The organism is Winogradskyella sp. Asnod2-B02-A, from assembly GCF_045063645.1.
In the GTDB taxonomy this organism is placed as follows: Bacteria; Bacteroidota; Bacteroidia; order Flavobacteriales; family Flavobacteriaceae; genus Winogradskyella.
Genome location: NZ_JBEFOG010000027.1, coordinates 717,834 through 733,146, shown reverse-complemented (window position 1 = coordinate 733,146; position 15,313 = coordinate 717,834). Strand labels below are relative to the sequence as shown.

Annotated in this window: 11 protein-coding genes; 7 read left to right on the top strand and 4 right to left on the bottom strand. The window is 31.9% G+C overall.

Annotation, left to right across the window (positions count from 1 at the left end):
- The first annotated feature begins 2 nt into the window (after nucleotides 1-2).
- Genes ACJJVO_RS11280 through ACJJVO_RS11255 form a run of 6 tightly spaced genes read left to right on the top strand, consistent with a single transcriptional unit; the run spans nucleotide 3 to nucleotide 7,264 of the window.
- Complete coding sequence (locus tag ACJJVO_RS11280) at nucleotides 3-506, top strand: GbsR/MarR family transcriptional regulator (RefSeq protein ID WP_405574118.1); 504 nt, start codon at nucleotides 3-5, stop codon at nucleotides 504-506.
- Between the two features lie 26 nt (nucleotides 507-532).
- Nucleotides 533-1,663 (top strand): efflux RND transporter periplasmic adaptor subunit, encoded by a 1,131-nt coding sequence (locus tag ACJJVO_RS11275; protein WP_405574116.1) that lies wholly within the window; start codon nucleotides 533-535, stop codon nucleotides 1,661-1,663.
- 21 nt (nucleotides 1,664-1,684) lie between these two features.
- The gene (locus ACJJVO_RS11270) at nucleotides 1,685-4,822 is read left to right on the top strand and encodes an efflux RND transporter permease subunit (protein ID WP_405574113.1); all 3,138 of its coding nucleotides are present in this window, start codon (nucleotides 1,685-1,687) and stop codon (nucleotides 4,820-4,822) included.
- 4 nt (nucleotides 4,823-4,826) lie between these two features.
- Complete coding sequence (locus tag ACJJVO_RS11265; protein WP_405574110.1) at nucleotides 4,827-6,245, top strand: efflux transporter outer membrane subunit; 1,419 nt, start codon at nucleotides 4,827-4,829, stop codon at nucleotides 6,243-6,245.
- 12 nt (nucleotides 6,246-6,257) lie between these two features.
- The gene (locus ACJJVO_RS11260) at nucleotides 6,258-6,851 is read left to right on the top strand and encodes a TetR/AcrR family transcriptional regulator (protein ID WP_405574108.1); all 594 of its coding nucleotides are present in this window, start codon (nucleotides 6,258-6,260) and stop codon (nucleotides 6,849-6,851) included.
- Between the two features lie 17 nt (nucleotides 6,852-6,868).
- Nucleotides 6,869-7,264 (top strand): hypothetical protein, encoded by a 396-nt coding sequence (locus ACJJVO_RS11255; RefSeq protein ID WP_405574105.1) that lies wholly within the window; start codon nucleotides 6,869-6,871, stop codon nucleotides 7,262-7,264.
- A gap of 231 nt (nucleotides 7,265-7,495) precedes the next feature.
- On the opposite strand, the gene ACJJVO_RS11250 is transcribed toward ACJJVO_RS11255, so the two are convergent.
- Nucleotides 7,496-8,497, bottom strand: a complete 1,002-nt coding sequence (locus ACJJVO_RS11250; protein WP_405574103.1) for an NAD(P)H-dependent glycerol-3-phosphate dehydrogenase — start codon at nucleotides 8,495-8,497, stop codon at nucleotides 7,496-7,498.
- Nucleotides 8,498-8,708: 211 nt separating this feature from the next.
- Here ACJJVO_RS11250 and ACJJVO_RS11245 point away from each other — a divergent pair, with 211 nt between their 5' ends.
- A complete protein-coding gene (locus ACJJVO_RS11245) occupies nucleotides 8,709-9,653 on the top strand; it encodes a nicotinic acid mononucleotide adenyltransferase (protein WP_405574101.1) in 945 nt (314 codons plus the stop codon).
- 84 nt (nucleotides 9,654-9,737) lie between these two features.
- Here ACJJVO_RS11245 and ACJJVO_RS11240 read toward each other — a convergent pair whose 3' ends face one another.
- Genes ACJJVO_RS11240 through mfd form a run of 3 tightly spaced genes read right to left on the bottom strand, consistent with a single transcriptional unit; the run spans nucleotide 9,738 to nucleotide 15,288 of the window.
- Entirely contained in the window at nucleotides 9,738-11,039 is a 1,302-nt protein-coding gene (locus ACJJVO_RS11240; protein WP_405574099.1) for a TlpA family protein disulfide reductase, read from the bottom strand.
- Between the two features lie 56 nt (nucleotides 11,040-11,095).
- Nucleotides 11,096-11,959, bottom strand: coding sequence for a DMT family transporter (locus tag ACJJVO_RS11235; RefSeq protein ID WP_405574097.1), 864 nt, complete (start codon nucleotides 11,957-11,959; stop codon nucleotides 11,096-11,098).
- Entirely contained in the window at nucleotides 11,956-15,288 is a 3,333-nt protein-coding gene (gene mfd, locus ACJJVO_RS11230; RefSeq protein ID WP_405574094.1) for a transcription-repair coupling factor, read from the bottom strand. The genes ACJJVO_RS11235 and mfd overlap by 4 nt, the downstream gene beginning before the upstream one ends.
- Nucleotides 15,289-15,313: the final 25 nt, after the last annotated feature.

Below are 15,313 nucleotides of genomic sequence, written 5' to 3'. Positions count from 1 at the left end.
AAATGAAAAATGATATTTGCCAAAAAAAAATGAACTTAGTTGAAAAACTAGGAGTGCATTTAGAAGCTCGAGAACAATTGGCACCTGTTGCTGCACGTATTTTGTCTTACATAATACTTACAGGTAAGAGAGGAGCTACGTTTGAGGATATGGTAAGTGTACTTTGTGCAAGTAAAAGCACCATTTCAACACACCTTAATCATTTGCAAGATCTAAATAAAATAGAATATTTTACAAAAACTGGTGATCGTAAAAAGTATTTTATAATTGATAAAAATACCATTATTCAACATGTAGATAGAATGATAAGTCATTGGGATGAAGAGCGTGCAATACATATAGAGATTAAAGCTTATAAAGAGAAACAAAACGAAATAAAGATTGAAAATGAAGAAGATAAATTCGATTTAACCTTTCATAATGATTATGTACAGTTTGTAGATGAAGCAACAGCTTCAGTAAAAGAATTAAGAGAAAAATTGATTGATAAAAAATTCCATATTTAAAGAAAACCAAAATAATAAACCAAAAAATGAAAAAGAATAAATTATATAACCTATTAATGCTAAGTGTATTCTTAGTCATTGTAAGCTGTGGAAACAGTGAACAAAACCAACCTGCTGCAGAAGCGCCTCCAGCGCCTTTTCCTGTTTCTCAATTAGAAACTAAAACAGTAACGGGTTATACAGATTATCCTGCAACTATTGAGGGTAAAGTAAATAGTGATGTGAGAGCAAAAACTTCAGGATATATTGAAAAAGTATATGTAGATGAAGGTCAAAAAGTACGCAAAGGACAAGTGTTGTTTAAATTAGAAACGCAATCTTTAAGTCAAGATGCTGGTGCAGCAAAAGCACAAGTAAATGTTGCACAAGTTGAGGTAGATAAACTAATTCCTTTAGTAGAAAAAAACATTATTAGTCCTGTTCAGTTAGAAACTGCAAAAGCAAATTTAGCGCAAGCACAGGCAAACTTGAGTGGTATTTCGGCCAACATTGGTTATGCAACTATTAAAAGCCCAATTGATGGTTATGTGGGTTCAATTAATTTTAGAGAAGGTGCGTTAATTAGTCCTAGTGATGCAACACCTTTAACAACAGTAAGTGAAATTGATGAGGTTTATGCTTTCTTTAGTTTCAATGAAGCGCAATATATTGACCATCTTCAACGATCAGAAGGAACCACAAAAGCAGAGCGTATTAAAAATTCGCCAGACTTAAGTTTAATTTTAGCCAACGGCAAAGAATACTCAGAAAAAGGACGTATTCAAACAAGTACAGGTCAGATTAATCAAAATACAGGAACCATTCAAATTAGAGCTGCTTTTAAAAATCCTAAAGAAATTTTAACTAATGGAAACAGTGGTAAAATTAGATTTCCAATAGAATATAAAGATGCTATTGTTGTTCCTCAAACGGCAACTTTTGAGCAACAAGGAAATGTTATGATTTTTAAACTTGGAGAAGACAACAAAGTTGAAACTTCAATCATAAAGATTAAAGGCACTGTAGATAATTTATATGTTGTGGAATCTGGTTTAGATGCAAAAGATAAAATTATTATATCTGGTGTTGGTAAACTAAGAAACGGAATGGTAATAGCACCACAAGACACAACTTTTGAAGAAGCAATTAAGCCAATTGCCACTTTATTCAGAAATTAAATAACACCAAACATATTAGTCATGTTAAAAACATTTATTGAAAGACCTGTGCTTTCGACAGTAATTTCTATTATCATAGTTTTACTAGGAGCAATAAGTATTGGTACTTTACCAATAGAGGAATACCCAGATATTGCACCACCAACAATTAAGGTGTCTGCAAGTTATACAGGTGCAAACGCAGAAACCGTTTTAGAGAGTGTTATTATTCCTATAGAGGAACAAATTAATGGTGTAGAAGGAATGACATACATTACCTCTACAGCATCAAACACAGGTACAGCGGAAATTACAGTCTATTTTGATCAAGATATGGATGCAGATATTGCTGCTGTAAATGTTCAAAATCGTGTAGCTAGAGCAACACCTTTGTTGCCACAAGAGGTAACGCAAACAGGTGTTACCACACAAAAACAAGAAACAAGTGCATTAATGTTTGTTTCTATGTATTCTGAAAGTGATAATTACGATGCGACATTTATTCAAAATTACTTAAAAATTAATGTCATTCCTGCCATGCAACGTATTAGTGGTGTTGGTGATGTTAGTGTATTTTCACAACAAGATTATGCCATGCGTATTTGGTTAAAGCCAGATAAATTAGCAGCTTATAATTTAATTCCTTCAGATATTTCAGCAGCTTTAGCAGAACAAAATTTAGAAGCAGCAGCAGGTTCGTTAGGTCAAAATAATGGTGAATCATTTTCATATACCTTAACTTATAGCGGTCGTTTTAAGGATGAAGCACAATACAGTGATATTGTAATTAAAGCGTTAGGAAACGGTGAGTTTTTACGTTTAAAAGATGTGGCAACTATTGAGTTAGATGCACAATCTTATGCGGCTAATGCCATGAGTTTAGGGAATCCTGCTGTTTTTATGGGGATTTTTCAAACGAAAGGTTCTAATGCGCAAGAGATTATTGAAGGTATTAAAACCACTTTAGATGCGGTAGAAAATGATTTACCCGAAGGCTTAGGTATTTTTGTGCCTTATGATACGAGTTTATTTTTAAATGCTTCTATTGATAAAGTAATAATGACTTTGCTTGAAGCCTTTTTACTGGTATTCTTAGTGGTATTTATCTTTTTGCAAGATTTCCGTTCAACATTAATTCCGGCGATTGCTGTACCAGTTTCTATTATTGGTACGTTCTTTTTCTTAAATGTTTTTGGATATTCCATTAACCTATTAACGCTATTCGCATTAGTTCTTGCTATTGGTATTGTTGTAGATGATGCCATTGTGGTTGTAGAAGCTGTCCATGCCAAAATGGATGAAGGAGAGCACAATCCTAAAAAGGCCACATTAACTGCCATGAATGAAATTTCTGGAGCAATTATTTCAATTACATTGGTAATGGCTGCTGTATTTATTCCGGTAACTTTTGTAACTGGTCCAACAGGTGTATTCTATGAGCAATTTGGTGTCACTTTAATTATTGCGATTTTAATTTCGGCAGTAAACGCTTTAACATTAAGTCCGGCTTTATGTGCATTATTATTAAAGTCGCATAAAGAAGATGAAGAACTAAAAGGAAAAAGCCCATTAAAACGTTTTTACACACTTTTTAATCGTGGATTTAATGCCACCATAAATAAATACGGAAATTCACTTCATTTTTTATACAGGAAAAAATTTATATCGGTAGTCTTATTAATGATAGCTGTTGTCGGTATTTATTGGGCAGCAAACAACACTCCAACAGGTTTTGTACCTAATGAAGATAGAGGTATTATTTTCGCAAATATTGAATTGCCAGCTGGTGCATCTTTGGATAGAACAGATGGCGTTGCAAGAAATCTTTACTCTAAAATAGATGGTATGGATGGTATTGTTGGTGTTAACTTTATTAAAGGTAGAAGTTTAATAAATGGTACAGGTTCAAACTACGGTATGGGAATTATTAAGTTAAAGGATTGGAGTGAACGTGAAGATCCATCACTTTCTTCAACTGCCATAACAGGGAAATTATTTGGTATTGCAGCAGGAATTCCAGATGCTAAAATTATTTTCTTTTCACCACCTAGTATTCGTGGATTTGGAAATTCAGCAGGATTTGAAGTGAATTTATTAGATAAATTTGGCGGTGAATTTTCAGATTTAGATCAAGCTAATAAAGATTTCACAATGGCTTTAATGAGTCATCCAGAAATTAAATATGCACAATCGGCTTTTAATACAAGCTATCCGCAATATGAGATGGAAGTAAATGTGCCTTTAGCAAAAGAAAAAGGAGTTGATATATCTAGTATTTTTTCAACCTTACAAGGCTATATTGGTGGTATATATGCATCCGATTTTTCTAAATTCGGAAAACAATTTAGAGTATATATTCAGGCTTTACCAGAGGATAGAGCAGATGTAAATGCTTTAAATAGCATGTATGTAAGAACAGATACGGGTGAAATGACGCCTATTACTCAATTTGTAAACTTAAAAAGGGTTTATGGACCACAATCGGTAACGCGTTTTAATTTATTAAATTCTACAAGTATCACAGGCGCAACCAATGAAGGGTTTAGTACAGGTGATGCTATTCGAGTTATTGAAGAAGAAGTTGCAAAATTACCAAGTAATTATACGGTTGCTTATTCTGGTTTAACGCGTGAAGAGGTGAGTGCAGGAAACCAAACGACGTTTATCTTTATCTTAAGTATTCTGTTTGTGTATTTCTTATTAAGTGCCCAATACGAAAGTTATTTACTACCATTTGCAGTAATCCTATCATTACCTTTTGGTGTGTTTGGAGCGTATATAAGTACCAATCTTTTAGGATTAGAGAATAATATTTATTTTCAAATTTCCTTAATTATGTTGATTGGTTTATTGGCTAAAAATGCCATACTAATTGTAGAAATTGCGTTACAACGACGAAAATCTGGTGAGAGTATTGTGGATTCAGCTATGGTTGGTGCAAAAGTACGTTTACGTCCTATTTTAATGACATCATTTGCTTTTATATTAGGATTAATGCCATTAGTATTAGCAAAAGGTGTTGGGTCTGAAGGAAACCGATCTATTGGTACTGGAGCCGTTGGAGGTTTGCTTATTGGTACAATTTTAGGAGTCTTCGTAATTCCAATCCTATTTATATTATTTCAGTGGTTACAAGAAAAAGTTTCTAGTAAACCAGCAGTACAAACTATTGAAGAATAAGAACATGAAATCAATTATAAAACATAGAAATTTTAGTAAAGGTGCTTTATTAATAATCGTTGCTATAACATTACAAAGTTGTTTTGTGGCTAAAGACTATGCAAGACCAGATTTACAAACTGAAACAGAAGCACTTTATAGAACGGATAATTTACCAACAGATAGTGTGTCTATTGCAGATGTATCTTGGAAAAATTTATTTACAGACCAATACCTTCAACAATATATTGAAGAAGGTCTGCAGAATAATATGGATGTACGTATTGCAATTCAGCAAATGATAGCTGCAGAAGCTTATGCAAAGCAAGGTAAAGCAGGTTATTTTCCAACTGCAAGCATAGGTGGAAATTATACACGTCAGGAGTTTTCAGAAAATAGCCAGTTTGGTTCAATTTTTAGTGGTGGTTTAGATACTTATGATGTTACTGCAAACCTTTCTTGGGAAGCAGATATTTGGGGCAAAATAAGAAGTAATAAAAGGGCAACGCAAGCATCTTATTTACAAAGTGTTGCTGGTCATCAGGCTGTAAAAACACAGTTAATTTCTAGTATCGCAAATACCTACTATAACTTATTAGCTCTAGATGCTCAATTAGAGATTACAAAGCAAACTGTTGCAACCAGAGAAAGTGGTGTAGAAACTATAAAAGCATTAAAGGATGCAGGACAAGTAACACAGGTTGCTGTGGACCAAAATATAGCACAATACAATAGCGCAAGAGCTTTACAAGTAGATATTGAAACTGCTATTTTTAAAACGGAAAACACCTTAAGTATTTTACTTGGTAAATCTGCTCAGAATTTTGAGAGAGCCAGTTTAGATGCACAGCAAATTGACCAGGATTTAAAATTGGGTGTTCCAGCAACATTGTTAAGTAATAGACCTGATGTTATGGCTGCTGAGTATGGATTAATTCAATCTTTTGAGTTAACAAATGTTGCTAATAGTAGTTTTTATCCCTCATTAACGCTTACAGCTTCTGGAGGATTACAAAGTTTAGAGCTAGATAAATTATTTAATGTAAACTCATTATTTGCAACAGTAGTTGGTGGTTTAACACAACCGTTATTAAATCAACGTAAGCTAAAAACACAGAAAGAAGTTGCATTGGCAAATCAAGAAAGTGCTTTGCTTAATTTTAAGAAAACCTTATTGGTAGCAGGTAATGAAGTGTCTAATGCTTTGTTTACTTATGAAGCTGAAACTAGAAAATTCGAATTTAGAAAAAACGAAGTTGAAGCCTTAAGAACTGCTGAAGCTAATTCAGAAGAGTTACTAAAAAATGGTTATGCAAATTATCTAGATTTATTAACAGCAAGACAAAGTTCATTAAGCGCAGAGCTTAATATTATAGATAGCAAGTTGCAACAGTTAGTTGCTGTAGTAGATTTATATGAAGCCCTTGGAGGTGGATGGAGATAAACCAATTTAAATATGATTACTAAAGCTACATTGTTAAAATGCTCTATTGAACAGTTTACCCAATTTGGAAGTAAGCATGTAACGTTAGATGATTTAGCAAATGAGCTTGGCATATCAAAAAAAACAATTTATTCATTTTTTAAAAATAAAGAAGACTTAGTCACTAGTAGTTTAGAGACTATTATAAATGAATATAAAGAAGATATAGATAGGATTATTATTAGTAATGGTAATGATCCTGTTTTGAGTGTTATGTTAATTTACCAAAGAGGGTTTCAGTATTTAAAATACTTTAAACCCTCTTTTATTTTTGGAATAGAAAAGTATTATCCAAAAGCCAATAAACTTTATAAAGACTTTATTGAAGAGTTGGCGAATAGTATTGTTTTAGACTTATTAAAAAAAGGAAAAGCACTAGGTGATATAAAAAAAGATATTGATGTAGAATTAGTGGTAAAAATCTATTTTTTTAGAATTGATAATATGGTGTTTAAAAAAGATAATTTATTTGAAACGTATTCAGAAGAAGCGCTTTTTAAGCATTTAGTGATTTATAATCTTAAAGGTATTATAGCAAGTAATTATTCTAATTCTTATTTTGAATAGTTTACTATTTTTGCGATATGAAAAAAGACATAAGTATACCAGACGTAAAAGATGTACACGTTGCTGTGGTACAAGAACAACATATTGAATATAAAACCCAAGATTGGAATGCCTATATCATTAACAATAGCGATAATGATTTAGAAACAGTACTTATAGTTTCTAGAGGTTATAGCGATAAGAAATTAACGCCTGTAATGCGACATACTATTGCAAAACTACCTGCAAGAAGTTATGCTAAAATTGAATATTTACAAGAAAAGGTATTAGAATTGAACAATGAGTTTAAAATCACGTTTTTTGAAGGCAACCAAATGTTTGATAAAACCTATGTATTCAGAAAAAATACGATTAATGAAAAGGCTTTGCAGACTATTCCTTTGATGCAGTTACGTGGTATTTTGGTAAAGTAACATTCCTGCGAAGGCAGGAATCTCTTAGTTAATAGACATCATGCAATAGTAGTGAGTTAAAGTTGGTAAATAATTTCCTTAGGACTTAAAATAACATCTTTTTGCATGTTTGAAAAAGATGCGGAGTAAAGCTCGACCATAAATTAATTACCAATGATGAGATTCCTTTTTTACTCACTGATTTTATTTCAATAATTTTGAATTCGTGAATCTTCGATTTCAAAGGAATAGCTAATCCAATTTATCCGTCAATTTCTGAAACACCTTCTTAGCATCTTTTCCTTCGTATAAAATATCGTAAACGGCATTTATAATAGGAAGTTGCGTTTTTTTCTTGTTCTTTTTATTTAATTCAAAAGCACTTTTTGTGGCGTAATAACCTTCAGCAACCATGTTCATTTCCATTTGTGCAGATTTTACGGTGTAGCCTTTACCAATCATGTTACCAAACATTCGGTTTCGAGAAAAAATAGAGTAACCCGTAACTAATAAATCACCTAGATAAGCTGAGTTATTAATGTTACGTTTCATCTTATGCATCTTTTTGATAAAGCGTTTCATTTCGCGAATAGAATTACTCATCAATACACTCTGAAAATTATCACCATATCCTAAACCATGCGCAATTCCGGCAGCAATAGCGTAAATGTTTTTAAGCATTACGGCATATTCTATTCCAATAACATCATCGCTAGTTTTGGTTTTAATGTAATCGCTAGATAAACTATCTGCAATAGCTTGTGCTTTTTTAATATCATCACAGGCAATTGTTAAATAAGATAAACGCTCTAAAGCCACTTCTTCTGCATGGCAAGGACCAGCAATAACGGCAATGTTTTCAAAAGGAATATTATACTCGTCATGAAATTGTTCACCAACTAATTTTCCTGTTTCTGGCATTATACCTTTTACCGCAGATACTATGGTTTTCTTACTGATATCTGTAGTTAGTTTTTGCAATTCGGCATGTATAAATGCAGAAGGGATTACAAAAATGAGTACATCTGCCCAATCTGCTATTTCATTGATATCATTACTTAGTTTTAATTGTTCTGTATGAAATTCTACAGAGCTCAAATAACTAGGATTATGCTTTTCTTTTAAGATATGCTCTTTAGCATAAATGCTCCTCATGTACCAACCGATTTCATTTTGGTTTTCGCAAAGCATTTTAACTATGGCAGTTGCCCAACTTCCGGCACCAAAAACAGCATATTTTGTTGTATCACTCATAGATATTAAATCAATTTTGTATATCAAAGTTACGGAAAATTTATAAGATTAGTCGAGCTAAAACTATGTTAACGCTTCGGTTTTTAAAGACTTTATGGATTTTCATATAACTACTGCAAATGTGTTTTTTGTTATACTTTAAATCGCATCACTATATTTTTTGGCACACGTTTTGAATATCATTAATTAATAACCTTAAAACCGTTAGATTATGAAAACTATAAAACTACTTTTTGGATTTGCATTTATCGCAACACTTTTTACATCTTGTTATGTAGAGGAAACACATTATGTTGATGAACCATCAATTTCATTGAATCAATTATTAAATTCTTATGATTTATGGTATGTTGATATTAATGAAACTCAAGGTTATGGCGAAACACCATTTTTACAGATAGCGTTTACAGTGTCATTTAAGAATGGTATTATGTATGCTAACAATAATCTAGTTGGCATTGGTAGCCAAGGAAATGGTTATGGTGTAGAAATAGGATATTATGACGCGTACGATATGATTTTAGATGTTAATCACATTATTGATGGTTATGATAGTTTTGATGTTTACCAAGTAGATAATAACACCATTGAATTATATAACCCTTTTAATGATACGTCTTATTTTTTAGATGGTTATCAACGTTCTAACTTTGATTATGATTATGTTTTTTATGATAACATTCATTATTTCTTACAAGAATACGACGCTTGGGAAAAAACATATACAAGTAACTATGGAGCTTTAAATGATTTTGATAATGAGAATTATCTTCAGTTTTTATCTGGTGGAAGTGATGATACATTTAGAAGTTCTCAAGACGCGAATGTTTACAATACTGATAATATTTATTGGGATTTTACAGGGAGTTATGGAGTAGGAAATGTATCAGGAAATATGTACCTAAAAACATTAACATTAGATTATGATTTCTTTGACAATGAATTTTTTGAACTCAGCGTTATTAATGATAGTAAGATAGAGTTGTACCATTCAAATTCTGGTACGCTATATGAATTTCAAGGAAGAGGCTATATTCAATATTACAGAAATGCAAACGTAGAAGAAGGTAAGGCAGCTAAACAATCTGATGAACTTAAAAAGCGTAAGCAAAAAACAAAGAAAGTAGAGAATACTAGAGAAAATACAAGAAGCTAAATTTTGGTTGGTTATTTAGTTTCAAAACGCTCAGATAAAACATTTGTTTTACTGAGCGTTTTCTTTTTTAGGTGATATAATATCTTATAAATCTTTTAGTAAAACTTCTAAATCTTCAAGCTCATAAGGCTTAGCCATAATAATTTTAGAAGTACTTAGTAAAAAATACATTGGTGTTGCAGAAACACCATATGTTTTTACAACAGGATTATCCCATTTATCTAAACCAATTTGATGAATAAAATCAGGATAGTTTTTTATTTCCTTTTCCCAACCATCAGTATCATTTTCTAATCCAAAGGCAACCACTTTTACATTAGGTTTGTCGGCAATCATTTTTTTAACTTTAGGTAGTTCGTTTAAACAATGTCCACAAGTACTACTCCAAAAAATAAGTAAATAGTGTTCTGCACCTTCTAATTGATGTAAGTTAGTGTTTTGTCCGTTAGACGTAATATCAAAATTAGGAGCTTTAGATCCAATAGATGTGTTTTTAAAAGCTATTACCATATCTAATAAAACATTGTTGTCCGTAGCTTTAGCTAACTCTAGTAAATAATTTGTGGTAATGTAGTTGGCAACTTCATGATTTTTTTGGTCCGAAAAATGTTTCCAAAGCATTTCTAATAGACTCGTTTTAATAATTAGGTCATTACTATTAATGGCTGCAGCTACATCATCTATGTGTTCTTTATAGATATCGTTGCTTGGGTTTTCTACCATATTTAAAACATATGCTGTAACACGATCTACTAAAAACGATGAGCTTTGTAGTAGATAATCGCTAAAATCAACTTGACTTAAATATTGTTGTTTTAAGTTATTTGAATAGGTTGAAATATCTTCATACTCCGCAGGAATATATGGTTTATTAGCTCTAATAAAACTAGAAACTAATTTGCCTTTAGCTAATTCTTCGTATCCTGTTTGTGTGTCTTTTAAGGTCTTGAATATAGCGTTGAATCCTTTTTTGTCTGAGTTTTCTTTAGCAAAATAATTACTAATAGTTTGGTTGACCATATCCATACTTTTTAAGTAAGAATTCCAAAGTTTATTTTCTTCTGATTCTGTAAAGTGTACTCCATTCTCATTGCTAAAATTAAAAGCAACAGTTTCTTTTCCGTCGTAGATAAAATCGAAATTATTTTCCTCAGGTGGCACTGCGTATACAATCTTATAAATACCAGGTTTTACGGTAGAATCTAATTGGATCTCAAAATTTCCATCAGCATCAAGCTTTCCTCTATTGATGTAATTAGCACTTTCTGGTGTTGCTTGATATAGAAATGCGTAACTAAAATCTTCTGGTGGTGAAAATGTACCTTTTACACTTTGAGCAAAAGAAATTAGAGGTATTACGAATAATATGATTAGATTTTTTTTCATTTGTATATGCTGTTTTATCTATAATTAGCTTCAAAAATTAAGCCATTTTAAACATTCTATTTCTTTTTAGATCTCACGCTTTCAATAACAACGGTTGCTAATATTAAACCACCTCCAGCAAATGTATGTATTGTTGGTATCTCATTCAAGAAAAAGAATGCAATTATAATCCCAAACACAGGTTGTGTACTACCAATAATACTGGCTGTACTGGCTTTAAAATATTTTAAACTATTTACAAACATAGTATGTCCAATTGCTGTTGTAACTATGGCTAGAAGTAAAACGTAAGGATATTGTGTTTTAATATTCGAGGTGTCCATAAAATATAAAATGGGCGCTAATACTACGGTTAAAATCAACACTTGATAAAACATAAGCATTGTGCCATTATACTTGGCAATATGTCCTTTTAGCAATAAGATTCTTAAGGCGTAACATGTTGCAGAGAGTATTCCAAATAAAATCCCTTGTAACTGATTGCTTTCTAAATTGAATTCTGGTGCTAAAATATAAATACCAAGCAGCACCATAAGACCTAAGATAATGTGTATAGGGTCTAATTTTGTTTTAGAAAAAAAGGGTTCTAACAGTGCTATAATAACTGGAAATGTGAATAATGAAATCATGCCAATAGCCACATTAGATAGCTTTAAGGCATAGAAATAGCTAATCCAATGTCCTCCCATTAAAAGAGCTGCAATAAAAAAAGTAAAACGATCAGTCTTATTATTTATCTTTAAATTAATGCCTTTAAAAACACAAAAAAGAAATAATATAATTGTTGCTAAAATAGATCTCCACCAAATAATTACAGGTGTTGGCATATCTATAAATTTACCTAACGGACCAGACGTGCTAAGACAAACCGTTGCGAAAATCAGTAATAAAAGATGATTTAAATGACTTTTTTCATTCATTGCATATCAGATAAGGCAGCTAATGCTTGTTTTGTAGATTTTATTTTTTCGAAAGTAAGTAACAAGCGTAAACCTTTTCGGGTTTGTTTTTCTTTCATTTTACATCTATTAGCATTGACTTGAACAAACTGTAATACTTTAGTAAATGCTTCACTTTGATAAAATCCACTTTGCTGATCGTGAACAAAATAACCAATCATCTTACCTTGTTTCATAATCAATTTTTCGATACCCATTTTTGTGGCGATCCATTTTAAACGAACACTATCTAATAAATCAGAAACTTGAGTTGGTAATTCTCCAAATCTATCTATAATATCAGACTCAAATTTAGCGAGCTCTTCTTCAGTTTTAATTTCGTTTAATTTAGTGTAAAGATTTAAACGCTCTGTAATGTTATTGATATAATCGTCTGGAAACAGCAACTCAAAATCAGTATCAATAGTCATATCTTTTACATATGTCTTTGGCTTGCCATCATCTTTGTATAGATCTACAAATTCTGTTTCTTTCAGCTCTTCTATGGCTTCATTTAATATTTTTTGGTAGGTGTCAAATCCAATATCACTAATAAATCCGCTTTGTTCTCCTCCTAATAAATCTCCTGCACCACGAATTTCTAAATCCTTCATGGCAATATTAAATCCGCTACCCAATTCTGTAAATTGTTCTAAGGCAGAAATACGTTTTCTAGCATCGTTTGTCATTGCAGAATACTCAGGAGTAATAAAATAACAGAAGGCTTTTTTATTACTACGACCCACACGACCTCTCATTTGGTGTAAATCACTCAATCCAAAATTGTTGGCATTATTAATAAAGATGGTGTTTGCGTTTGGTACATCTAAGCCACTTTCTACTATAGTAGTAGCTACTAAAACATCAAATTCACCATTCATAAAAGCAAGCATTAAATTCTCTAGTTTTTTACCATCGAGTTGTCCATGTCCAATACCGATTTTTGCATCAGGAACTAACCTCTGAATCATACCTGCAACTTCCTTAATATTCTCGATTCTATTATGAATAAAATAAACCTGACCACCACGTTGAATTTCATAACTCACCGCATCTCTAATTGTTTCTTCTCCAAAACGAATAACATGACTTTCAATTGGATATCTGTTTGGTGGAGGTGTTGTTATTACGGATAAATCTCGTGCAGCCATTAAACTAAACTGAAGCGTTCTTGGAATTGGAGTTGCGGTTAATGTTAAGACATCAACATTTTCTTTTATAGTTTTAAGACGTTCTTTTACGGCTACACCAAACTTTTGTTCTTCATCAACAATAAGTAAGCCCAAATTTTTAAACTTAACATTCTTGTTAGCGAGTTGATGTGTACCAATAATTATATCAACATTTCCTTTTTCTAATCCCTCTAAGGTTTCTCTTTTTTCCTTAGCTGTTCTAAAACGATTAACATAGTCTACCGTGACTGGGAAATCTTTTAAACGTTCTTTAAATGTTCTAGAGTGTTGATAAGCCAATATCGTTGTTGGCACTAAAACAGCTACTTGTTTTCCGTTATCAACAGCTTTAAAAGCGGCTCTTATGGCAACTTCAGTTTTACCAAACCCAACATCTCCGCAAATAAGACGATCCATTGGTCGCTCACTTTCCATATCTGCTTTTATATCTGCAGTTGAGGTGATTTGGTCTGGAGTGTCTTCGTAAATAAAAGAGGCTTCAAGTTCTAATTGCATGTGGCTATCTGGAGCGTATTGAAATCCTTTTTTGAGTTTTCGTTTGGCATAAAGCTTTATAAGGTTAAAGGCAATTTCTTTAACTCTTGATTTCGTTTTTTGCTTTAAAACTTTCCACGCTTTACTTCCTAATTTATAAACGGTTGGTGGTTTACCATCCTTACCATTAAACTTAGTGATTTTATGAAGTGAATGTATACTAAGGTATAGAATATCGCGCTCGCCATACACTAATTTAATAGCTTCTTGTTTTTTACCTTCGACATCAATTTTTTGTAAACCTCCAAACTTACCAATACCATGATCTATATGCGTAACATAATCTCCAATTTCAAGATTTGTGAGTTCCTTTAAAGTGATGGCTTGCTTCTTAGCGTAACCATTTTTAAGATGGAATTTGTGGTAACGATCAAAAATTTGATGATCTGTATAAATCGCAATTTTATGTTCAGAATCTATAAAGCCTTGATAAAGTGAAAGTACCACTGTTTTATAATGAACGGTTTGTTCTGCATCATCAAAAATATCATGAAAACGTTTGGCTTGTTGTTCACTTACACAAGAGATATAATTGGTAATACCATTGGCATGGTTTTCATTTAAATCTTCAATTAATAAATTGAATTGTTTATTAAAGGCTGGCTGAGGTTTGTTGTAAAATGCAATAAGTTGTTTTGCAAAGTAGGCTTCATTTCCAAATTCTACTAAAGGATATTCTAAAAACTGACGTTTTAATAAGTCTGAATTACAGAATAATTCTTCAGGTGAAGCATGTTTAACTTCGCTAGATAAATTTTTGAAAGCGTCTTCTGCTTTTTCATAAAAATCATCAATTCTAGAAAATATTAAGTTTGCATTTTTAGAGAAAATAACGGTTTTGTTAGAGATGTATTTCAAAAAACTTTCGCGTTCTTCTGCGATCTGTTTATTAGCGACATTTGGTATAATGCTTACTTTTTTAATACGTTCTGTAGATAATTGTGTTTCTACATCAAAAGTTCTAATACTATCTACTTCATCACCAAAAAACTCAATTCTGTAAGGTTCATCGTGCGAAAAAGAAAAAACATCTACAATACCACCTCTTACGGAGAAATCTCCAGGCTCTGTAACAAAATCGACACGTTTAAATTTATATTCAAATAAGACTTCGTTTACAAAATCGATACTTAAGTCGTTTCCAACAGAAATTTTTAGTGTATTCTTTTCAAGTTCTTTTTTAGTTACTACTTTTTCAAAAAGTGCGTCAGGATAGGTGACAATAATACATGGTTTTTTACGCGAATTAATACGGTTTAAAACCTCTGCACGTAAAAGTACGTTGGCATTATTGGTTTCTTCAATTTGGTATGGTCTACGGTAACTACCTGGATAAAACAATACATCTTTATCGTTGATGAGTTGCTCAAGATCATTAAGATAAAAGGCAGCTTCTTCTTTATCGTCAAAAACCAATAAAAAAGGTTTGTCAGCGGTTTTAAAAACTTCTGAAACTGTAATTGAAAACGAAGAACCAATAAGGCCTTTTAAATGTGTTTTTGTTTCACTTTGGGCAACAGCAGTTTGCAGATTTTGCAATTGCAGAGTCTGTGCGAATGTTTGGGTAATAGATACTTTACTCAAGTTTCTTATTTTGAAAGTGCAAATA

Bases quoted from the DNA above. Each gene is read 5' to 3' on its own strand.
- ACJJVO_RS11280 (WP_405574118.1), top strand. From the start codon at position 3: ATGAAAAATGATATTTGCCAAAAAAAAATGAACTTAGTTGAAAAACTA.
- ACJJVO_RS11275 (WP_405574116.1), top strand. From the start codon at position 533: ATGAAAAAGAATAAATTATATAACCTATTAATGCTAAGTGTATTCTTA.
- ACJJVO_RS11270 (WP_405574113.1), top strand. From the start codon at position 1,685: ATGTTAAAAACATTTATTGAAAGACCTGTGCTTTCGACAGTAATTTCT.
- ACJJVO_RS11265 (WP_405574110.1), top strand. From the start codon at position 4,827: ATGAAATCAATTATAAAACATAGAAATTTTAGTAAAGGTGCTTTATTA.
- ACJJVO_RS11260 (WP_405574108.1), top strand. From the start codon at position 6,258: ATGATTACTAAAGCTACATTGTTAAAATGCTCTATTGAACAGTTTACC.
- ACJJVO_RS11255 (WP_405574105.1), top strand. From the start codon at position 6,869: ATGAAAAAAGACATAAGTATACCAGACGTAAAAGATGTACACGTTGCT.
- ACJJVO_RS11250 (WP_405574103.1), bottom strand. From the start codon at position 8,497: ATGAGTGATACAACAAAATATGCTGTTTTTGGTGCCGGAAGTTGGGCA.
- ACJJVO_RS11245 (WP_405574101.1), top strand. From the start codon at position 8,709: ATGAAAACTATAAAACTACTTTTTGGATTTGCATTTATCGCAACACTT.
- ACJJVO_RS11240 (WP_405574099.1), bottom strand. From the start codon at position 11,039: ATGAAAAAAAATCTAATCATATTATTCGTAATACCTCTAATTTCTTTT.
- ACJJVO_RS11235 (WP_405574097.1), bottom strand. From the start codon at position 11,959: ATGAATGAAAAAAGTCATTTAAATCATCTTTTATTACTGATTTTCGCA.